The sequence below is a fragment of the Sphingopyxis sp. genome, from assembly GCF_016463645.1.
Lineage (GTDB): Bacteria > Pseudomonadota > Alphaproteobacteria > Sphingomonadales > Sphingomonadaceae > Sphingopyxis.
In genome coordinates this window covers 37,870-56,987 of sequence record NZ_JAEMQX010000012.1, presented here as the reverse complement: position 1 = coordinate 56,987, position 19,118 = coordinate 37,870, and the positions used below count along the sequence as shown (strand labels likewise).

Annotated in this window: 22 protein-coding genes; 4 read left to right on the top strand and 18 right to left on the bottom strand. The window is 65.3% G+C overall.

All coding sequences use genetic code 11. The annotated features are described in order from the left end of the window. The 9 genes from JHC57_RS05200 to JHC57_RS05160 all read right to left on the bottom strand — a co-directional run. Positions 1 to 383, bottom strand: a 383-nt coding sequence (locus JHC57_RS05200; protein WP_294028937.1) for a 2Fe-2S iron-sulfur cluster-binding protein, incomplete at its 3' end; no start/stop codon positions are given. Next, entirely contained in the window at positions 383 to 1,147 is a 765-nt protein-coding gene (locus JHC57_RS05195; protein ID WP_294028936.1) for a hypothetical protein, read from the bottom strand. The genes JHC57_RS05200 and JHC57_RS05195, both read right to left, overlap by 1 nt. Next, a complete protein-coding gene (nuoF, locus tag JHC57_RS05190) occupies positions 1,144 to 2,433 on the bottom strand; it encodes an NADH-quinone oxidoreductase subunit NuoF (protein WP_294028935.1) in 1,290 nt (429 codons plus the stop codon). The genes JHC57_RS05195 and nuoF overlap by 4 nt, the downstream gene beginning before the upstream one ends. Before the next feature lie 106 nt (positions 2,434 to 2,539). Then, a complete protein-coding gene (locus JHC57_RS05185; protein ID WP_294028934.1) occupies positions 2,540 to 3,208 on the bottom strand; it encodes an NAD(P)H-dependent oxidoreductase subunit E in 669 nt (222 codons plus the stop codon). Next, the gene (locus JHC57_RS05180; protein WP_294028933.1) at positions 3,201 to 3,386 is read right to left on the bottom strand and encodes a hypothetical protein; all 186 of its coding nucleotides are present in this window, start codon (positions 3,384 to 3,386) and stop codon (positions 3,201 to 3,203) included. The genes JHC57_RS05185 and JHC57_RS05180 overlap by 8 nt, the downstream gene beginning before the upstream one ends. Further along, entirely contained in the window at positions 3,383 to 4,639 is a 1,257-nt protein-coding gene (locus JHC57_RS05175; RefSeq protein WP_294028932.1) for an NADH-quinone oxidoreductase subunit D, read from the bottom strand. The genes JHC57_RS05180 and JHC57_RS05175 overlap by 4 nt, the downstream gene beginning before the upstream one ends. Next, a complete protein-coding gene (locus JHC57_RS05170) occupies positions 4,636 to 5,562 on the bottom strand; it encodes an NADH-quinone oxidoreductase subunit C (protein ID WP_294028931.1) in 927 nt (308 codons plus the stop codon). The genes JHC57_RS05175 and JHC57_RS05170 overlap by 4 nt, the downstream gene beginning before the upstream one ends. Continuing rightward, on the bottom strand, positions 5,562 to 6,095 hold the full coding sequence (locus JHC57_RS05165) for an NADH-quinone oxidoreductase subunit B family protein (protein ID WP_294028943.1): 534 nt from the start codon (positions 6,093 to 6,095) through the stop codon (positions 5,562 to 5,564). Before JHC57_RS05165 ends, JHC57_RS05170 begins: the two co-directional genes overlap by 1 nt. Before the next feature lie 29 nt (positions 6,096 to 6,124). Then, entirely contained in the window at positions 6,125 to 6,499 is a 375-nt protein-coding gene (locus JHC57_RS05160; RefSeq protein WP_037510808.1) for an NADH-quinone oxidoreductase subunit A, read from the bottom strand. A 224-nt stretch (positions 6,500 to 6,723) separates the two neighbouring features. Between JHC57_RS05160 and JHC57_RS05155 the strand changes: the two genes are divergently transcribed. Next, positions 6,724 to 7,206 carry a YbjN domain-containing protein gene (locus JHC57_RS05155; RefSeq protein WP_294028930.1) on the top strand — a complete coding sequence of 161 codons (483 nt, stop codon included), beginning with the start codon at positions 6,724 to 6,726 and terminating at the stop codon, positions 7,204 to 7,206. A gap of 130 nt (positions 7,207 to 7,336) precedes the next feature. On the opposite strand, the gene JHC57_RS05150 is transcribed toward JHC57_RS05155, so the two are convergent. The 4 genes from JHC57_RS05150 to thiE form a co-directional block, all read right to left on the bottom strand. Then, positions 7,337 to 8,155, bottom strand: coding sequence for an inositol monophosphatase family protein (locus JHC57_RS05150; RefSeq protein ID WP_294028929.1), 819 nt, complete (start codon positions 8,153 to 8,155; stop codon positions 7,337 to 7,339). A gap of 42 nt (positions 8,156 to 8,197) precedes the next feature. Continuing rightward, positions 8,198 to 8,761 carry an elongation factor P gene (gene efp / locus JHC57_RS05145; RefSeq protein WP_058801378.1) on the bottom strand — a complete coding sequence of 188 codons (564 nt, stop codon included), beginning with the start codon at positions 8,759 to 8,761 and terminating at the stop codon, positions 8,198 to 8,200. Between the two features lie 107 nt (positions 8,762 to 8,868). Then, positions 8,869 to 10,827 (bottom strand): OPT family oligopeptide transporter, encoded by a 1,959-nt coding sequence (locus tag JHC57_RS05140; protein WP_294028928.1) that lies wholly within the window; start codon positions 10,825 to 10,827, stop codon positions 8,869 to 8,871. 330 nt (positions 10,828 to 11,157) lie between these two features. Beyond that, positions 11,158 to 11,796, bottom strand: a complete 639-nt coding sequence (gene thiE / locus JHC57_RS05135; protein ID WP_294028927.1) for a thiamine phosphate synthase — start codon at positions 11,794 to 11,796, stop codon at positions 11,158 to 11,160. Positions 11,797 to 11,831: 35 nt separating this feature from the next. On the opposite strand from thiE, the gene JHC57_RS05130 reads away from it, so the two are divergent. Beyond that, positions 11,832 to 12,230 carry a hypothetical protein gene (locus tag JHC57_RS05130; protein WP_294028926.1) on the top strand — a complete coding sequence of 133 codons (399 nt, stop codon included), beginning with the start codon at positions 11,832 to 11,834 and terminating at the stop codon, positions 12,228 to 12,230. Between the two features lie 43 nt (positions 12,231 to 12,273). Here the strand turns inward: JHC57_RS05130 and JHC57_RS05125 are convergent, their stop codons facing one another. The 5 genes from JHC57_RS05125 to tkt all read right to left on the bottom strand — a co-directional run bounded on the left by JHC57_RS05125 (position 12,274) and on the right by tkt (position 18,129). Further along, positions 12,274 to 12,930, bottom strand: coding sequence for an O-methyltransferase (locus JHC57_RS05125; RefSeq protein ID WP_294028925.1), 657 nt, complete (start codon positions 12,928 to 12,930; stop codon positions 12,274 to 12,276). A 3-nt stretch (positions 12,931 to 12,933) separates the two neighbouring features. Next, on the bottom strand, positions 12,934 to 13,803 hold the full coding sequence (locus tag JHC57_RS05120) for a fructose bisphosphate aldolase (protein WP_294028942.1): 870 nt from the start codon (positions 13,801 to 13,803) through the stop codon (positions 12,934 to 12,936). Between the two features lie 100 nt (positions 13,804 to 13,903). After that, on the bottom strand, positions 13,904 to 15,100 hold the full coding sequence (locus JHC57_RS05115) for a phosphoglycerate kinase (protein WP_294028924.1): 1,197 nt from the start codon (positions 15,098 to 15,100) through the stop codon (positions 13,904 to 13,906). Between the two features lie 17 nt (positions 15,101 to 15,117). Next, positions 15,118 to 16,125 (bottom strand): type I glyceraldehyde-3-phosphate dehydrogenase, encoded by a 1,008-nt coding sequence (gap, locus tag JHC57_RS05110; protein WP_294028923.1) that lies wholly within the window; start codon positions 16,123 to 16,125, stop codon positions 15,118 to 15,120. A 36-nt stretch (positions 16,126 to 16,161) separates the two neighbouring features. Further along, on the bottom strand, positions 16,162 to 18,129 hold the full coding sequence (gene tkt / locus JHC57_RS05105; RefSeq protein WP_294028922.1) for a transketolase: 1,968 nt from the start codon (positions 18,127 to 18,129) through the stop codon (positions 16,162 to 16,164). Between the two features lie 169 nt (positions 18,130 to 18,298). Here tkt and JHC57_RS05100 point away from each other — a divergent pair, with 169 nt between their 5' ends. Together JHC57_RS05100 and zapA are read left to right on the top strand one after the other, a co-directional pair. Next, on the top strand, positions 18,299 to 18,505 hold the full coding sequence (locus JHC57_RS05100; RefSeq protein ID WP_294028921.1) for a hypothetical protein: 207 nt from the start codon (positions 18,299 to 18,301) through the stop codon (positions 18,503 to 18,505). Beyond that, complete coding sequence (gene zapA / locus JHC57_RS05095; RefSeq protein WP_294028920.1) at positions 18,498 to 18,944, top strand: cell division protein ZapA; 447 nt, start codon at positions 18,498 to 18,500, stop codon at positions 18,942 to 18,944. The genes JHC57_RS05100 and zapA overlap by 8 nt, the downstream gene beginning before the upstream one ends. The last annotated feature ends 174 nt before the right edge of the window (positions 18,945 to 19,118 follow it).

Sequence of the window (19,118 nt, the reverse complement as noted above, 5' to 3'; positions counted from 1 at the left end):
TTGTTCTCGTCATAGCGCGTCGCGCCGCGGCCATAGGCGACCGACTGGTCCTGCAGGTCGCATTCGCCGCCCTGGTCGCAGATCGGGCAGTCGAGCGGGTGGTTGATGAGCAGGAACTCCATCACCCCTTCGCGCGCCTTCTTCACCATCGGGCTGTCGGTCCTGATCACCTGCCCCTCGGCGGTTGGCAGCGCGCACGACGCCTGCGGTTTCGGCGGTCCCGGCGAAACTTCGACAAGACACATGCGGCAATTGCCGGCGATCGACAGACGCTCATGGTAGCAGAAGCGCGGAATTTCCTTCCCCGCCATCTCGCACGCCTGCAAAACGGTCGCGCCCTGCGGGACGTCGAGTTCTACGCCATCTACGGTTACTTTAGGCATCAGGGTTTCTCATTTACTTCAACGGCCGTCGGCTTGGCGTTGCGGACGTAGCGATTCCACAAGCCGTCGGCGACAAAACCGCGAATGCTGGACGGGGTCAGGGAAAGCGACTGCCCCTCCGTCAAACAGGCTCCGAGCGCCGGTGCGAGCGCCGTTGCGGCGGCCATCTCGTTCTTGCTCCCGGGCGTGGTGCGCAGGATCGCATCGGCATTGCGCGTATCCCTGAATGTCAGGCAATCAGCGAAGGCGCCCAAACTCCGGGCAGTATGTAGCTTGTCGCCCTGCGAGACATAGTCGCGTTGGACAAGCTCTTCGCTCCCTGAGGGAAGTGTCGGCGCTTTCCTGTTTGCGGCAAGATAGGATTCTTCCTGCAGCATGGCCCGCAACTGGGACGGCGAAAAGCGGAAACCGATTGCCGACTGCGTGCCGTCAGCCTGGTCACCCAGACAGTTTGCCATGCCCAGATACTTGCCGATATTGTCGTCCGGCATTTCGACCTTGCTGTAGTCCAGTGACATGGGGTCGCTATTTTCAAGCAGTATCGGTGCTTTGGCGCTATTCCTTTCGTAGAGGCAGCGCGCGAACCCCTTTTTGACCACCCCGGCGCGGACCGGATCCATCGCCTCGGGCTTTACGGGTATACGTGACCCAAGCTGGGTGGTCGGCTCCAGCTGCGCCTGGGCACCCACCGGCGCAAGGCAGAAAAGCGATGCGGCCGATATGCTCAATATCTGCCGGGCGATTTCGGGCTGCGCGTGAATCACTCCGCCGCCTCCAGCGCGCCGCCATTCTCGCGGATGCGGCGCTCGATTTCGGGGCGGAAATGCCTGATCAGGCCCTGGATCGGCCACGCCGCGGCATCGCCCAGCGCGCAGATCGTGTGACCCTCGACCTGCTTGGTCACGTCGAACAGCGTGTCGATCTCGCTGATGTCGGCGTCGCCGGTGCGCAGCCGCTCCATCACGCGCCACATCCAGCCGGTGCCCTCGCGGCACGGCGTGCACTGGCCGCAGCTTTCATGCTTGTAGAAATAGCTGATGCGGCTGATCGCCTGGACGACGTCGGTCGACTTGTCCATCACGATGGCGGCCGCGGTGCCGAGGCCCGATCCGACGGCCTTCAGTCCGTCGAAGTCCATCGGCGCGTCCATGATCTCGGCCGCGGGAACGAGCGGGACCGAAGAACCGCCCGGGATCACCGCGAGCAGATTGTCCCAGCCGCCGCGGATGCCGCCGCAATGCCTGTCGATCAGTTCGCGGAAGGTGATCCCCATCTCTTCCTCGACGACGCACGGGCGTTCGACATGGCCCGAGATCTGGAAGAGCTTGGTGCCCTTGTTGTTCTCGCGCCCGAAGCTTGCGAACCACGGCGCGCCGCGGCGGAGGATCGTCGGGACGACGGCGATGCTCTCGACATTGTTCACCGTCGTCGGGCAGCCATAGAGGCCCGCACCCGCCGGGAACGGCGGCTTCAGGCGCGGCTGGCCCTTCTTGCCCTCGAGGCTTTCGATCATCGCGGTTTCTTCGCCGCAGATGTAGGCGCCGGCGCCGCGGTGGACGAAGACGTCGAAATCATAGCCCGACTTCGCCGCATTCTTGCCGAGCAAGCCGGCGTCATACGCCTCCTGCACAGCGGCGAAGAGCGTTTCGGCCTCGCGGATGAACTCGCCGCGAATGTAGATGTACGCCGCGCGCGCGCGCATCGCGAAGCCCGCGATCAGCGCACCCTCGATAAGCTTGTGCGGATCGTGGCGGATGATCTCGCGGTCCTTGCACGAGCCCGGCTCGGATTCGTCGGCGTTGATGACGAGGAAGCTCGGGCGGTCGGCGCGCGGCTCCTTCGGCATGAAGCTCCACTTGAGCCCCGTCGGGAAGCCCGCACCGCCGCGGCCGCGCAGGCCCGACGCCTTGACCTCCTCGATGATCGCGTCCTGGCCGCGGCTCATCAGATCCCTGGTCTTGTCCCAATCGCCGCGCGCCTGCGCGGATTTGAGGTTCCACGGCTGGAACCCGTAGAGATTGGTGAAGATGCGATCCTTGTCAGCGAGCATGGCTGGCCTCACTCACTCTTGTCTTTGCCACGACGCGCAGCGGCCGTAGCGATGAATATGACGGCGACCCCCATGAAGGCGGAGCCCAGTGCGATCCAGACCGCCATTACCAGTCCTTCCGATAGTCATGGTTGGCCTTGACCATTTCCTTCAGCGTCGTCGGGCCGCCTTCGGGCTCGCTCGTGTGACGCTTGGGGTTCTGGGTGCCCGCTTTTGGCGTCTTGCCCGCGGCGAGATCGTCGAGCAGGCGGACCGTGCTGTCGTAGTCGAGGTCTTCGTAGTTATCGTCGTTGATCTGGACCATCGGCGCGTTGGTGCAGGTGCCCATGCACTCGACCTCGGTCAGCGTGAACAGCCCGTCGGGCGTGGTCTTGCCCTTCACCATCCCGCGGTTCTTGCAAGCCGCCATCACATCGTCCGACCCGCGCAGCAGGCACGGCGTCGTGCCGCAGACCTGCACATGATAGCGGCCGACGGGGACGAGATTGTACATCGTGTAGAAGGTCGCAACCTCATAGGCGCGGATGAACGGCATATCGAGCTGCGCCGCGACATATTCGATCACCGGCACGGGCAGCCAGCCCTGCGTCTGCGTCTCGGCGCCGACCTGGCGCTGCGCGAGGTCGAGCAGCGGCATCACCGCCGAGCGCTGGCGCCCCGCGGGATAGCGCGCGATGACCTGCTTCGCCTTCTCGGCATTTTCGGCCGTCCACGCAAAAGCGCCCCAGCGCGCGCGGGTTTCGGCTTCATCGGGGATTTGGGGTGCGTCAGCCATGACTTAACTTCCAATGATCGCGCAACGCCAATGTGGCGAACACGACAGATACGGCGGCGCCAAAGGCGGACACGATGTCGCCGGCGCTCTGATTGGCATTTTCCAGCAGCCGGCCCGCAACAAAAACGCCCATGCCAATGAGCATCCAGGAGCTGCTCCGAGACTTGAAGCCGGTCACCGGTCACACTCCCCGAACACGACGTCGATCGCGCCGATAATTGCAGTGGTGTCGGCGAGCATGTGCCCCTTCGACATCATGTCCATCGCCTGCAGGTGCGAAAACGCGGTCGGACGGATCTTGCAGCGGTACGGTTTGTTGGTGCCGTCGCTGACCAGATAGACGCCGAATTCGCCCTTGGGGCTTTCGGTCGCCACATAAACCTCGCCCGCGGGAACGTGGAAGCCCTCGGTGTAGAGCTTGAAGTGATGGATCAGCGATTCCATCGACTGCTTCATCTCGCCGCGCTTGGGCGGGACGACCTTGCGGTCAAGGCTCGCGATCGGGCCCGACGGCATGTCGTTGAGACACTGCTTGATGATGCGTGCCGACTGATAGACTTCCTGCACGCGGACCATGAAGCGGTCGTAGCAATCGCCGCGCGTGCCGACGGGAATGTCGAACTCCATCGCCGCATAGGCGTCATAGGGCTGCGACTTGCGCAGATCCCACGCAATGCCGCTGCCGCGGATCATCGGGCCCGAGAAACCCCACGCCAGCGCGTCTTCCTTCGACACCGTCGCGATGTCGACGTTGCGCTGCTTGAAGATGCGGTTGTCGATGACAAGGCTCATCGCGTCGCCGAACAGCTTCGGCAGGCGCTTTTCGACCCATTCGCCGATGTCGTAGAGCAGGCGTTCGGGAACATCCTGATGGACGCCGCCCGGACGGAAGTACGCGCTGTGCATGCGCGCGCCCGAGGCGCGCTCGAAGAAATTGAGGCAATCCTCACGCAGCTCGAACACCCAGAGGTTCGGGGTCATCGCGCCGACGTCCATGACGTGCGACCCGATGTTGAGCATGTGATTGCAGATGCGCGTCAGCTCGGCGAACATCGTGCGCAGATATTGCGCGCGCGCCGGCACCTCGAGGTCGAGCAGCTTCTCGATCGCGAGGACATAGCTATGCTCCATGCCGAGCGGCGAACAATAGTCGAGCCGGTCGAAATAGGGCAAAGCCTGCAGATAGGTCTTGTATTCGATCAGCTTCTCGGTGCCGCGATGCAGCAGTCCGACGTGCGGATCGACGCGCTCGATGATCTCGCCGTCGAGCTCCATCACCATGCGCAGCACGCCGTGCGCCGCCGGGTGCTGCGGGCCGAAGTTGATCGTGTAATTGGTGACCGCCTGGTCGCCCGCCGTATTGGCGGTATCGACCGGATAACCTTCGAACAGGTCGCCGCCATAATGATGGACATGCGGAGTGTCGGTCATGCGTCACCTCCTGCCTTGGGCTTGCGCGGCGCGCGCGGCTTGGCGGGCGCCTTGGGCTTCGCGGGCGCCTTTTCGGCGGCCTTGGTCGCCGGCGTCTTCGCCTTTGCGGTCGCGGTCGCCTTCGCGCCGTCGCGGCTCGTCTTCGCCGCCTTCAGGTTCGTTTTCGCGCCTGCACCCGTCTGCGTCGTGCTTTCGGTGGTCTTCGGCGTCGGCGGCGGCGGAGCCTTGTCCTTTTCCGCCTTCTCATCGGCCTTCTTGACCTCTTGCGCGGTCATCGGCGACGGCGCGCCCTTGCCCGGCGCTTCGCCCGTCCCGCCGGCCTTTTCGTCGCCCGGCAGCACATAGTCGGCGCCTTCCCAAGGCGAAAGGAAGTCGAAGTTGCGGAAATCCTGCGCGAGCCGCACGGGTTCGTACACGACGCGCTTGTCCTCTTCGGAATAGCGCAGCTCGGTATAGCCGGTCAGCGGAAAGTCCTTGCGCTGCGGATGCCCCTGGAAACCATAGTCGGTCAGGATGCGGCGCAGGTCCGGGTTGCCCGCGAACAGCACGCCGTACATGTCGAACACTTCGCGCTCCAGCCAGCCAGCGACCGGCCAGACGGGAACGATGCTCGGCACCGGCGTCGCTTCGTCGGTGCAGACGCGGACGCGGAGGCGATGGTTCTTCGTGACGCTGAGCAGGTGATAGACGACCTCGAAGCGCTCGGCGCGATCGGGATAGTCGACCCCGGCGATTTCCATCAGCTGCTGATAGTCGAGCTTGTCGCGCAGCTCGACCATCACACCGGCGACGGCTTCGCGGCGCACGGTGATGCTGTCCTCGCCGACGGCGAAGACATGTTCGATCAGGTCGTCGCCGAGCAATTTCTCGAGCGCAGCACCGATGCCCTCGCGGGGCGCGATCAGGGGAGCGGGACTGGCCATCAGCGTTCGATCGTCCCGGTGCGGCGAATCTTCCGCTGCAGCTGCATCACGCCATAGAGCAGGGCTTCGGCGGTCGGCGGGCAGCCGGGGACATAGATATCCACGGGCACGATGCGGTCGCATCCGCGCACCACCGAATAGCTGTAGTGATAATAGCCGCCGCCATTGGCGCAGCTACCCATCGAGATGACATATTTCGGGTTCGACATCTGGTCGTAAACCCGGCGGAGCGCCGGCGCCATCTTGTTGCAGAGCGTCCCCGCGACGATCATCACGTCCGACTGGCGCGGGCTGGCGCGCGGCGCGGCGCCGAACCGCTCCATGTCGTAACGCGGCATGTTGACGTGGATCATCTCGACCGCGCAGCACGCGAGACCGAAGGTCATCCACCACAGCGAGCCGGTCCGCGCCCAGTTGAACAGATCCTCGGTCGAGGTGACGAGAAAGCCCTTGTCGCCGACTTCGCTGTTGAGGTCGTCGAAGAAACCCTGGTCCGGGTTCGTACCCGGAGCGACGGGGCTTGCGACCGGCATCTGGCCGGGCATGATGATGCTGGAAGTACTCATTCCCAATCCAACGCGCCTTTTTTCCACGCGTACACAAGGCCGAGCGTGAGCTCGGCGAGGAAGATCATCATGGTGGCCCAGCCGGCCCAGCCGATTTCCTCGAGGCTCACCGCCCAGGGGAAGAGGAAGGCCGCTTCAAGGTCGAAGATGATGAAAAGGATGGCGACGAGGTAGAATCGCACGTCGAACTGGCTGCGCGCATCTTCAAAAGCGGGGAATCCGCATTCATACTCGGTCAGCTTCGCCGGATCGGGCTTGTGTGCCCCGGTCAGCCGCGCGACGCCCATCGGCAGGAACACGAAGGCGGAGGACAGGCCGACGGCAACGACCAGAAAGATCAGAATCGGCAAATATTGCGTCAGATCGACCATGGGAGCTCGCAGTTCTGTTGTTTTGGGGTGTCTTCGCACCCGTTTATCGGGGGCGCTTTAGGCCACGAAGCCGCGTGCCGCAAGCGCTGCGGGCAGGATTTTCGTATCCCGCGTGACCAAAAGCGCAATGCGCGCTGGCGACAGCACCTGTCGCTGTGATACCCCGGCAAAAAAGGGTCGCAGTGCCGCGCTTTCCGGGCGCATCTTGGATTAAGGGAGCATCCATGGGACCAAACACCGCTCGCGCCGCCCTCGTCTTGGGCGTCGCCTCATTTTTCTCGGCGACTCCGGCGCATGCCGAACTGATCAACGCGACGAATCCGGCGACGATCAAGGCGATCGTCGAGTCGCAGGGCTGGCCCGCGACGATCGTCGCGAAGGACGGCGACGACCCCTATATCGAGAGCAACCGCAACGGCCTGAAATTCCTCGTCCTCTTCATGAATTGTGACGAGGGCAAGAAGTGCAAGACGCTGCAATATTACATGGGTTTCAGCGACGCCAAGGGTGTGTCGCTCGACCGGCTCAACAAGTGGAACAAGGACAAGCGCTTCGCCCGCGCCTACAAGGACGACGAGGGCGATCCGGTGCTGGAAATGGACGTCGACCTCGATTTCCAGGGCATCCCGCGCGAGAATGTCGGCGAGACCTTCAACACCTGGGCCTCGCTGATGGACAGCTTCCGCGAATATGTGTTCGAGAAATAGGTCGATGTTCGCCCGGCGAGCGAACATCTGATGCCGTCGTCACCCCGGACTTGATCCGGGGTCCATGACGCTGCCGTCGGAATGGATGCCGGATCAAGTCCGGCATGACGACGAGAAAGGTTCCGCCCCGTCAGGCGTTGCGCAGCGCGCCCGCGACCAGCTTCTGCAGTTTCGAATGGACCGCGGCGCTGCCCGCGATGAACTCGCTGCGGTCGATCGCGCGATCGCCGCCGCGGAAGTCGCTGACGAAGCCACCGGCCTCGCGCACGAGCAACATGCCCGCGGCAACGTCCCACACCTGCAGGTCGCTTTCCCAGAAACCGTCGTAGCGGCCCGCCGCGACCCACGCGAGGTCGAGGCTGGCGGCGCCGAAGCGGCGAATGCCGGCGACTTCGGGTGCTACGGCACCGAAAATGCGGCTCCACTGCGCCATATTGCCATGGCCCATATACGGAATGCCGGTCGCGATCAGGCATTCGTTGAGGTGGCGGCGCGATGCGACACGCAGGCGGCGATCGTGCAGCCAGGCGCCGCGACCGCGCTCGGCCCAATAGCTTTCGTCGGTGACGGGCTGATAGACGAGCGCCGCCGTGACGTCGCCCCAGCCGCCGCCGGGTCTCGGTTCCTGCACCGCGATCGAGATCGCGAAATGCGGGATCGCGTGAAGGAAGTTCGACGTGCCGTCGAGCGGGTCGATGATGAAGCGCGGCTTGCCGGGATCGCCCTCGATCTCGCCCGCCTCTTCCATCTTGAAGCCCCAGCCCGGACGCGCGTGGGTCAGTTCGTCATAGAGCGTGCGCTCGGCCGCCTGATCGGCCTTCGACACGAAGTCGGCGGGCCCCTTCTGCGAGACCTGCAGATGTTCGATCTCGCCGAAGTCGCGGCGCAGCTTCGTGCCGGCCTTGCGCGCGGCGCGTTCCATGACGGTGATGATGCCGGATACGGCCATGTCAAATCTCCACCCGCCCGATTGCGCGGGCGGTGATTTCAGTTAGTCGGCGCGGCGGACATATTCGCGGTCGTACACATGCACGACGATGCGGGTTCCGCTGGTGATGTGCGGCGGCACCATCACGCGCACGCCATTGTCGAGGATCGCGGGCTTGTACGACGACGATGCCGTCTGGCCCTTCACAACCGCGTCGGCTTCGACGATGGTCGCTTCGATCGTTTCGGGCAGTTCGACCGAGATCGGGCGCTCTTCCCAAAGCTCGAGCACGACGTCCATGCCGTCCTGCAGGAACTCGTGGGCTTCGCCGACGACCTCCTTCGAGATGTTGATCTGTTCGAAGCTGTCCTTGTCCATGAACACCAGGTCGTCGCCCTCGGCATAGAGGAACTGGAAATCCTTGGTGTCGAGGCGGACCTTTTCGACCGTGTCGGCACTGCGGAAGCGGTTGTTGAGCTTGCGCCCGTCGATCAGATTCTTGGCTTCGACCTGCATATAGGCGCCGCCCTTGCCCGGCTGGGTGTGCTGGATCTTGGTGACCTTCCAGATGCCGCCTTCATATTCGATAATATTGCCGGGACGGATTTCAACGCCGGTGATCTTCATCGCGCACACTCACTAGACAAGAATGGAAAGAGCAGACCGGCGCCCCGCGGGCACCGGTATCAGGTGCGCGCCTTTAGCCGCGCCAGCGCCGAAGGGCAAGCCGCGTGTCAGGGCGTCGCGACGACCATCGCGCGCGTGCGCCGGTAGCTGAGCCAGACGAGCCCCGCGAACAGGATCAGGCCGACCCACGGCGCATAGGGCGCATAACCGTCGCCGACGACCGCGAGCGGCGCATCGCTCCCGCTGCCCGCGACGACACCGGCATAAAGCACGCCGAACAGGCTTTCGCCGACGATCATCCCCGTCGCGGTGAGCACGCCCATGCGGTGCGCGAAGCTCGCGTTCGGGCGCTTCGCCGCCCAGCGGTCGTAGAACCAGCCGCCGACCGCGCCGATCACCACCGGCAGGATCACCGCCATCGGCAGATAGATGCCGATGCCGATGGCAAGCGGCGGCAGGCGGAGCTTGCCCGCGCGCCCGAGCAGCGCATCGACGATGATGAAGCCGACGCCCGCGATGGCGCCGTACGTCAGCATCGTCCAGTTGAGGTCGCCGCCGAGCACGCCCTGCGCGAGCGACGAGATCAGCCCCGCCTGCGGCGCCGCGAGCGCGTTCGGCCCCGCCCCCGGCGCGCCGACGAAGCCCAGCGTCTCGTTGAGCACATTGAGCACCGGCGGCACGACGAGCGAGCCGAAGATCACGCCGATGATCAGCGCGACCTGCTGCTTCCACGGCGTCGCCCCGACGAGCTGGCCGGTCTTGAGGTCCTGCAGATTGTCGTTCGATATCGTCGCGATGCCGAAGACGAGCCCGGTGACGATCAGCGCATAGGCGACCATCGCGCTCACTTCGGCCTCGCCCCCGCCCCGCCCGAGCAGGCCGAGGAGCAGCAGCGACGAGGCGATGATCGCGAGGATGCCGATTCCCGACACCGGCGAGTTCGACGCCCCGATCAACCCCGCCATATAGCCGGTGACCGACGCGATCATCAGCCCGACGATGATGATGAACAGGATCGCGCCCGCGATCAGCGCGAACGACGCCCCCGCGAGCGGCCCGCCCGAAAGCTCGGACCAGAGCAGCACGCCGATCGGCAGCATCAGGAACAGCGACCCGCCGAACACCCAGCCGATCGACATGTCCTGTTCCTCGATCGCCAGCGCCTGCCCGCCCTGCCGCGCGCGGCTCGCGGCCATCGCCGATCGGATGCCGCCGAGCACCGGCCCCGCGATCCTGACCAGCGTCCACAGCGCCGCCACCGCGATCACCCCCGCGCCGAAAAAGCGCACGTCGGCGCGGAACACGGTGTTCGCCAGCGTCTCGGCGTCGCCCGCCCCACCTTGCGTCAGGATCGGCAGCAGCACCCACCAGCCGGTGACCAGCCCGACGAGCTGCGCCATGCCCACCGACAGGCCGACGAGATGCCCGACCCCGAACAGCGCAAAGGCGAGCCCGCCCGCGATCCCCGTCGCCCCGTTGCCGATGGCGAACCAGCGCGCGACCTCGGCCCCGGCGAGTTTCATCTGCGTGAGCAGCGTGAACCCCGCCGCGACGAGCGAATTCCACATCAGCGCCGACAGCCCGGCCTTGTTCTCCTCGGCCCCTTCCGCGCTCGCGGCGCCGACCTGCAACACTTCGGCGGCGGCGCGCCCCTCGGGATAGGGCAGGTCCGAATCGACGACGAGCGCGCGCCGCAGCGGCACCGAAAACAGCACGCCCAATATCCCGCCGAGCATCGTGATCGCGGTCGTCTCCAGCAGCGGAAAGCCCTGCCAGTAACCGACCATCACGAGCCCCGGCAGCACGAAGATGATCGCCGCCAGCGTGCCCGCCGCGCTCGCGATCGTCTGGACGATATTATTCTCGAGGATCGTCGACCCGGCCATATAGCGCAGCAGCGCCATCGAGATCACCGCGGCGGGAATCGAGGTCGCAAAGGTCAGTCCGACCTTCAGCCCCAGATAGACGTTCGCCGCCGTGAACGCCAAAGTCAGCAGTCCGCCGAGCAGGATTGCACGAATGGTGAGTTCGCGCCCGCGCGAGGCCGATGTGGTGGTTTCGCTCATCAAAAATCTCCCCAGCCGCTGTCTTGCGGGGCGCCGCGTCCGGCGCAAGCGAAAAGCCGCCAGCCCGATCCCTGGGCCGAGGCCCGTTGGACCGAAACGCCAAAAGCGACGGACCGATATGCTTTTGACGCATCGATACAATCTGGCGGCCGACGTCAATGCCATATCGGCGCCCATGATGAGCATCGATCTTCCCGATCTTACCCCGCCGCCCCCTCGCGGCACCGCAGCAACGTCGCGCAGGGCGCCTTGCGCCGGCCTTTTTGGCTGGCGCAAGGATGCGGCGGCGGCGCCGGCACCCCGAAAGGCACCGAAAACGCCCGGGCGCGATTACCCCGCGGGCTGATCCTCGAGAATGGCGGCGAAGGCGCGCACCGCTGCGGCCGGACCTTCGGGATGGGCCCACACGCCGCCCGACACGGCAAGGAAGTCGGCACCGGCCTCGACCAGAACCGGGGCATTGTCGACCGTAATCCCGCCGATCGCGACGCACGGCAATTCGAACAAGCCCTGCCACCAGGTCAATATTTCGGGCTCGGGATGATGCCGGGTCGCCTTGGTGGTCGTCGGAAAGAACGCCCCGAACGCGACATAGTCGGCCCCGGCCTCGCCCGCCTCCATCGCAAGATGGCGGCTGTCGTGGCAGGTCACGCCGATCTGCGTGTCGGGTCCGAGCAGACGGCGTGCTTCCTTCGGATCGCCGTCGCCCTGCCCCAGATGAACGCCGTCGGCCCCCAGCCGCTTCGCGAGCGCGACGTCGTCGTTGACGATGAAGGCGACCTCGTGCGCGGCACAGATCGCCTGCAGCGGTTCGGCGAGCCGCGCCGCCTCGTGCTGGTCGATATTCTTCACGCGAAACTGGAAGGCGGCGACGGGTCCGGCGGACAGCGCTTCCTCGAGGCGCGCGGGAAAATCGCCGCCGACATCGAGCGGCGAAATCAGATAGAGCTGGCAATCGGATGTAGTCATGGCGCGTTCATAGCGACGCCGCCAGATGCGGGCAAATGCAGAACGTCTTTCGCCTCGCCGCCCTCGCCCTTCCCTCCGCTCTCCTGCTTTCGGCCTGCGCGACGACCGCGGGCGCCCCGCTCCCCGACGGCCACGACGTCGCGCTCGGCCAGCGCGCCTATGTCGACGGCCCGCTCGTCCAGCCGGTCGAGGTCGTGGAGGACAGCCGCTGCCCGATGAACGCGCGCTGCGTCTGGGCGGGGCGCGTGCGGGTGAAGATGTTGTGGATTCGCGGCAATGGAGAGAAGCAGCCGTTCGAAGTCACCCTCGGTGAGCCGACCCACCTTGCCGACGGCCGGTTCACACTCGAATCGGTGCGGCCGGAGAAGCGCACCGACGTCACGCTCAGCCCGGGCGACTACCGCTTCTCCTTCCGGTTCGCGGGCGGGCTGTAACCGCCCGATCCTCATCCCGGCCCTCGCCGGGATGACGGGAATATCAGCGCACCCGCGCCAGCACGAACCCGTCCCACCCCTTGGCACCGACCGTCTGGATCGCGGTCGCGTCAAGACGCGGGTCGGCGTTCAGCATGTCGAACAGCGCGCGCGTGCCGGCAATGCGTTCATCATCGCTATCGGCATCGAGCACACCGCCTTCGCGCACGACATTGTCGACGATGATCGTCGTGCCGGAACGCCCGAGGCGGATTGCTTCCTCGACGTAACGGACATTGCCCTGCTTGTCGGCGTCGATGAAGACGAAGTCGAACGCCGCGTCGCCCGTCATGGCCGCGAGCGTGTCCGCCGCCGGGCCGACGCGGATGTCGACCCTGGCCGACACCCCGGCATTTTCGAGATTCGCGCGCGCGACGCGGGCGTGGTGCGCCTCGAGCTCGAGCGTGACCAATTCGCCATCGCGGGGCAGCGCCCGCGCCAGCCAGATCGTCGAATAGCCGCCAAGCGTCCCGACTTCGAGGATGCGCTTCGCCCCCGCCATCTGCGCGAGCAGGAACAGCATCTTGCCCTGCGCCGCCGACACGTCGATCGGCGGCAGGCCCTGTGCATTGTTGTTCGCGAGAGTGGTGGCAAGCGCGTCGTCCGCGCCCAGCAATTTGCCGGCGATATAGTCGTCGACGGCTTGCCACCTCTCTCCCATCACCTAGGCCACGGAGGCCGCGTGAATTTCGTCGATCGCACCACCGAGCGAGGCATTGAATTCGTCGTCGCTCATCTGGTGGCGCAGGTCTTCCAGAAGCGCACGGCTGAAGCTCGCGATGATGCCCGGGTTCTTCGCCAGTTCGACGCACGCTTCGGGACGCGCGAAACCGCCCGACAGCGCAACGACGCGCAGCACCTTGGGATGATCGACGAGCGGCTGGAACAGGCTGGCCTCGGTGGGCAGCGACAGCTTCAGCATCACCGGCGCGCCCGTCCACGCGTCGAGCGCGGCGAGCAGTTCCCTGAGGAGCAGTCGATCCGCGGCATCGCGCTCGGCGCTCTTGATGTTCACCTCGGGCTCGATGATCGGAACAAGACCATGCGCGGCGATCCGCGCGGCTTCGGCGAACTGCTGCTCGACGATCGCCTTGATGCCCGCCGGATTGGCGAGGTTGACGACACTGCGCATCTTGGTGCCGAACACGCCCTTGGCAACGGCGCGTTCGCAGAGCGCATCGAGACCCGGATTGGGCTTCATCAACTGGACGCCGTCGGCTTCGTCCTCAAGGCCCTTGTCGACCTTCAGGAACGGCACCACGCCGCGTTCCCACAATAGCGCCGGAACGGGCTTGCCGCCCGCCTCGCCGTCCATCGTGCGCTCGAACAGGATCGCGCCGATCACCTTGTCGCCGTTGAAGCAGGGGGCAGTGACGATGCGGCTGCGCATGTCGTGGATCAGGCCGAACATTTCCTCGTCGTTCGAAAAGGCGTCCGCTTCGATGCCATAACCCTTCAATGCCTTGGGCGTCGAACCGCCGCTCTGGTCGAGCGCGGCGATGAAGCCCTGCCCCGATTTGATCTGGTCGAGCATGGCGGCATTGGCGGTCGTCATAAGATCTCCGGTTATTTGCATACGTATGTGGCGGTGCGCATAGCCGCCCGTCGGGCCGGATGCAATGCAGGCGGAAATTCTATGCCTTCAGCGCGTCGACGCCCGGCAACGGCTTGCCTTCCATCCATTCGAGGAAGGCGCCGCCGGCGGTCGAAACGAAAGTGAAATCCTTCGCGGCACCGGCATGGTTGAGCGCCGCCACGGTATCGCCGCCGCCCGCGACCGAGATGAGCGAGCCTTCGCGCGTCAGCGCGGCCGCAGTCTTCGCAAGCGCGACGGTCGCCGCGTCGAACGGCGGCGTCTCGAATGCGCCGAGCGGGCCGTTCCACACGAGCGTGCGGCAATTCTTGAGCACGTCGGCGAGGGCCTCGACCGCGGCGGGGCCGACGTCGAGGATCATTTCGTCGGCGGCAACCTCGTGGACGTTGACGGTACGTGTCGGCGGGTTCGGCGCGAACTCTTTCGACACCACGACGTCATAGGGCAGATGGATCGTGCAGCCCGCGGCGTCCGCGGCGTCAAAGATCGCATTGGCGGTATCGACCAGATCATGTTCGCACAGCGACTTGCCGACATCGACCCCGCGCGCGGCGAGGAAGGTGTTCGCCATGCCGCCGCCGATGATCAGGTGATCGACCTTGCCGACAAGGTTGCGCAGGACGTCGATCTTGCTCGACACCTTCGCGCCGCCGACCACCGCGGCGACCGGATGCGCCGGATTGCCCAGCGCGGCATCGAGCGCCTTCAGTTCGGCCTCCATCGCGCGGCCGGCATAAGCGGGCAGACGGTGCGCGACGCCTTCGGTCGAGCCATGCGCGCGGTGCGCCGCCGAAAAGGCGTCGTTGACGTAGAGATCGCCGATTTCGGCAAGACCATCGGCGAAGGCCGGATCGTTCTTTTCCTCGCCGGGGTAGAAGCGCGTGTTTTCGAGTACCGCGACGTCGCCCGGCGCAAGCACCGCGATGCCCGCCTTCGCGCCCTCGCCGACGGCTTCGGGGATGAACATGACCGAATGGCCAAGCACATCCTCGACGCCGCCCATGACGAGGCTCAAGGATTGCGTCGGGTTCTTCGCCCCCTTCGGCCGCCCGAAATGCGCGAGCAGCAGGACGATCGCGCCCTTGTCCGACAGTTCGCGGATCGTTGGCATCGCGGCCTGGATCCGGGTGGCGTCGCTGACCGCGCCATCGATCATCGGGACGTTGAGGTCGACGCGCACAAGCGCGCGCTTGCCGGTGACGTCACCGATATCGTCGAGGGTCTTGAACGCGGTCATCGACGCTTCCCTTCGGCTCAGAGGAACTTGGCGATCACGCCCGCAGTGTCGATCATGCGGTTCGAGAAGCCCCATTCATTGTCGTACCAGCTGAGGACGCGCACCAGCTTGCCGTCGATCACCGAGGTTTCGAGGCTGTCGATGGTCGAGCTGTGCGCATCATGGTTGAAATCGATCGAAACCAGCGGCTCGTCGGTGAAGCCGAGCACGCCCTTGAGTTCGCCTTCGGCGGCTTCCTTGAGCAACGCGTTGACCTCTTCCTTCGTGGTGTCGCGGAGCGGTGTGAAGGTCAGGTCGACGACCGAGACATTGGGGGTCGGGACGCGGATCGACGAGCCGTCGAGCTTGCCCTTGAGTTCAGGCAGGACGAGACCGACGGCAACGGCGGCACCGGTGCTGGTCGGGATCATCGACATCGCGGCGGCGCGGGCGCGGCGCGGGTCCGAGTGGATCTGGTCGAGGATCTTCTGGTCGTTGGTGTAAGCGTGGATCGTGGTCATCAGGCCGCGCTCGATGCCGATCTTCTCGTGCAGCACCTTGGCGAGCGGTGCGAGGCAGTTGGTGGTGCACGACGCGTTCGATACGATCACATGCTCGGCGCCGATCTTGTCGTGGTTCACGCCATAGACGACGGTAAGGTCGACTTCCTTGGCGGGAGCCGAGATCAGCACGCGCTTGGCGCCGGCGTCGAGATGCGCCTGCCCGCCCTTGCGGTCGGTGAAAAAGCCCGTGCATTCAAGCGCGATGTCGATGCCGTTGGCAGCGTGCGGCAGCTTCGCGGGATCGCGCTCGGCGGTCACCTGAATGCGCTTGCCGTTGACGATCAGGTCGTTGCCGTCGACTTCGACGGTGCCGTTGAACGGGCCATGGACCGAATCGCGCTGGAACAGGCGGGCGTTCGCCTTGGCGTCGGCCAGGTCGTTGATCGACACCAGTTCGAGGTCGTGGTCGGTGCGCTCCAGAATCGCGCGGGCCACGTTGCGGCCGATGCGTCCGAAACCGTTGATTGCAACCTTCACTGCCATGTCGAAAATTCCTTTCTGCGTGGAAGAAGCTGGTCCTTAATTGCCGAGCTTTGCCAGTATCTGGGGCGTGATAGCATCGGCGGTAAGGCCGAAATGCCTGAATAGGTCTTCAATCGGCGCCGAGGCGCCAAAGCTGTCGATGCCGAAACGCAGGCCATGGCGGCCGGTATAGCGTTCCCAGCCGAAGGTCGTGCCCGCCTCGATCGACACGATCAGCGCGTCTTCGGGCAGGATATCGGCCTGCCAGGCGGCCGCCTGTTCGTCGAAAAGTTCGGTCGAGACCATCGAGACGACGTCGGCCCCATGGCCAGCGGCCTCGAGCTTGTCGGCGACCTCGATCGCGAGCGAGACTTCGGAGCCCGTCGCGACCAGCACGACCTTGCGTGCGGCCGAGGCACCGCGCAGGCGATAACCGCCTTTCGCGCAAAGATTTTCGGTGACGTCATGACGCAGCGGCGGGAGATTCTGACGCGTCAGCGCGAGCAGCGACGGCCGGTTTTCCTGCGCAAGCGCGAGCGCCCAGCATTCGGCGGTCTCGACCGCGTCGGCGGGGCGCATGACGAGCAGGTTCGGCATCGCGCGCAGCGACTGGAGATGCTCGATCGGCTGGTGCGTCGGCCCGTCCTCGCCAAGCCCGATGCTGTCGTGCGTCATCACATAGACGACGCGCTGGCGCTGCAGCGCCGACAGGCGGATCGCGGCGCGGCAATAGTCGGCGAACACCAGGAAGGTGCCGCCATAGGGTACGACGCCGCCGTGCAGCGCCATGCCGTTCATTGCCGCGGCCATGCCGAATTCGCGGATGCCGTAATAGATATAGCGGCCCGAATAATCATTCTTCGTCAACGGCTTGGTCGACGAGGTTTTGGTGTTGTTCGAACCCGTCAGATCGGCGCTTCCGCCGATCAGCGCCGGAATATCGGCGGTCAGGGCGCCAAGCGTGTTCTCCGAAGCCTTGCGCGTCGCGACCTTCGGCGGCTCGGCGACGAGGCCGTCGAGATAGGCCCTGAAGGCGTCGCCCGGAACGACGTTGCCGCTCAGACGATCCTCGAATTCGCTTTTCTTTTCGCTATTTGCGAGACGTTCGTTCCATTCCGCATGAAGCGCCTTGCCCTTCTCACCGAACGCCGCCCAGGCCGAAGCGATATCGGCGGGAATGACGAACGGCTCGGCGATCCAGCCGAGCTCCTTGCGCGCCGCGGCGATCTCGTCGGGGCCGAGCGGGGCGCCGTGCGTTGCCGACGTGCCCTGCTTGTTCGGCGCGCCGAACCCGATGATCGTCCGGCACGCGATCAGCGACGGGCGCGGATCGGCGAGCGCCGCGTCGAGCGCGCGGCGAATGTCGGCGGGATCGTGCCCGTCGCAGCTTTCGACATGCCAGCCGGTCGCCGCATAGCGCGCCGCGATATCCTCGCTCGTCGACAGGTCGGTCGACCCGTCGATCGTGATCCGGTTGTCGTCCCACAGCACCGTCAGGCGCCCGAGCCGCAAATGTCCGGCCAGACCAATGGCTTCGTGGTTGATGCCCTCCATCAGGCACCCGTCACCGGCGATGACATATGCGCGATGATCGACAAGATCGTCACCATAGACCGCGTTGAGGTGCCGCTCGGCGATCGCCATGCCCACCGCGGTCGCGAGACCCTGCCCCAGCGGCCCGGTCGTCGTCTCGACGCCTTCGAGCTCGAAATTTTCCGGGTGGCCGGCGCAGGGGCTGTGGAGCTGGCGGAAATTGCGGATATCCTCGATCGTCGGACGCGCATAGCCCGCGAGATGCAGCGTCGCATAGGCGAGCATCGAGCCATGCCCCGCCGAAAGCACGAATCGATCGCGATCGACCCATTTGGGCGCATTCGGGTCGAACTTCAGATAGTCCGAATAAAGCACGGTGGCGACGTCGGCCATGCCCATCGGCATCCCGGGATGGCCGCTGTTCGCGGCCTGTACGGCATCCATCGCAAGCGCGCGGATCGCGTTGGCGAGCTGACGTTCGGGCAGTGTCATGAGTCCCCCGGGAAAGGATGTGAAGGTGACCGGATTCGGTGGGGACAGCCCTTTGCGGTGACGGGGTCAGGAGTCAACCGCCCGCGGCGTGAATGCAGCACAAATTCCGGTGCATTTCGGCATTGAGAGGCGATTGCGCCCCTCCACCGGCGCTGCTAACCCTTTGGCTATGGAACTCGATCTCGACGAATCCAGTCTGGCTATCGGCCGTATCGAACGCGCGCTCAGCCGTATCGAAAAGGCTCTGGCCGATCGGGCGAACCGCCCTGCGCCCCCCGTTGCCGCGCCCGCTGCCGACCAGTCGGCGCTGAAGGCGGAGGTTGCCGCCGTGATCGGCGAGCTCGACCTGCTTATCGCGGAGGCCAAGCGTGGCTGATGTCAAGCTGACCATCGCCGGACGCCCTTATGACGTCCATTGCGCCGATGGCGAGGAAGCGCAGCTGATGCGACTCGCGGCCGTCGTCGATGAACAAGTCCGCACGATGCCGGGAGTGACCGAGGTGCGGCAGTTGCTGTTCGCCGCACTGATGCTTGCCGACGAGGCGCAGGAAGCCCGCGGCAAGGTCGAAAAGGCCGAACCCCAATCCGATTCGCTACGTGCCGCGGTGGCGCTCGCAGAAAGTCGCGAAGCAGCCGCGCGCGACGAGCTCAAGGCCGCAGTGGAGCGCGAAAAGGCGGCACTCAAGGAACTGGATACCGCGCGGCAAAATGCCGCAACCGCTGCGCCTGCCGCCAATCCGTCGAACGATCGCGCGCTGCTGCAGATTGCCGACCGCATCGAAACGCTTGCTGCGAAAGTCGAGCAACTCCCTTGAGCAAGCGGGCCCGCACCCCTACATAGGGGGCGGCGGGCACTGCCCTGCACGAGCCGTTGCGAATATCCCTGAGGCGATACATCATCCAAGGGAGCTGTCCCTGCCCGGACCTTGGTCCGACGTACATGGTTCCCACCTGACGTTACTGGCGTCAGAGGATTTTCCGGCAAACGA

Excerpts from the sequence above, each read along its gene's own strand:
- gap (WP_294028923.1), bottom strand. The coding sequence starts at position 16,125 with ATGGCAGTGAAGGTTGCAATCAACGGTTTCGGACGCATCGGCCGCAAC.
- JHC57_RS05155 (WP_294028930.1), top strand. The coding sequence starts at position 6,724 with ATGGGACCAAACACCGCTCGCGCCGCCCTCGTCTTGGGCGTCGCCTCA.
- nuoF (WP_294028935.1), bottom strand. The coding sequence starts at position 2,433 with ATGCTCGCTGACAAGGATCGCATCTTCACCAATCTCTACGGGTTCCAG.
- JHC57_RS05115 (WP_294028924.1), bottom strand. The coding sequence starts at position 15,100 with ATGACCGCGTTCAAGACCCTCGACGATATCGGTGACGTCACCGGCAAG.
- JHC57_RS05185 (WP_294028934.1), bottom strand. The coding sequence starts at position 3,208 with ATGGCTGACGCACCCCAAATCCCCGATGAAGCCGAAACCCGCGCGCGC.
- JHC57_RS05160 (WP_037510808.1), bottom strand. The coding sequence starts at position 6,499 with ATGGTCGATCTGACGCAATATTTGCCGATTCTGATCTTTCTGGTCGTT.
- JHC57_RS05100 (WP_294028921.1), top strand. The coding sequence starts at position 18,299 with ATGGAACTCGATCTCGACGAATCCAGTCTGGCTATCGGCCGTATCGAA.
- JHC57_RS05165 (WP_294028943.1), bottom strand. The coding sequence starts at position 6,095 with ATGCCGGTCGCAAGCCCCGTCGCTCCGGGTACGAACCCGGACCAGGGT.
- JHC57_RS05140 (WP_294028928.1), bottom strand. The coding sequence starts at position 10,827 with ATGAGCGAAACCACCACATCGGCCTCGCGCGGGCGCGAACTCACCATT.
- JHC57_RS05125 (WP_294028925.1), bottom strand. The coding sequence starts at position 12,930 with ATGGGAGAGAGGTGGCAAGCCGTCGACGACTATATCGCCGGCAAATTG.
- JHC57_RS05150 (WP_294028929.1), bottom strand. The coding sequence starts at position 8,155 with ATGGCCGTATCCGGCATCATCACCGTCATGGAACGCGCCGCGCGCAAG.
- JHC57_RS05170 (WP_294028931.1), bottom strand. The coding sequence starts at position 5,562 with ATGGCCAGTCCCGCTCCCCTGATCGCGCCCCGCGAGGGCATCGGTGCT.
- thiE (WP_294028927.1), bottom strand. The coding sequence starts at position 11,796 with ATGACTACATCCGATTGCCAGCTCTATCTGATTTCGCCGCTCGATGTC.
- JHC57_RS05130 (WP_294028926.1), top strand. The coding sequence starts at position 11,832 with ATGCAGAACGTCTTTCGCCTCGCCGCCCTCGCCCTTCCCTCCGCTCTC.
- JHC57_RS05175 (WP_294028932.1), bottom strand. The coding sequence starts at position 4,639 with ATGACCGACACTCCGCATGTCCATCATTATGGCGGCGACCTGTTCGAA.
- tkt (WP_294028922.1), bottom strand. The coding sequence starts at position 18,129 with ATGACACTGCCCGAACGTCAGCTCGCCAACGCGATCCGCGCGCTTGCG.
- efp (WP_058801378.1), bottom strand. The coding sequence starts at position 8,761 with ATGAAGATCACCGGCGTTGAAATCCGTCCCGGCAATATTATCGAATAT.
- JHC57_RS05120 (WP_294028942.1), bottom strand. The coding sequence starts at position 13,803 with ATGCTCGACCAGATCAAATCGGGGCAGGGCTTCATCGCCGCGCTCGAC.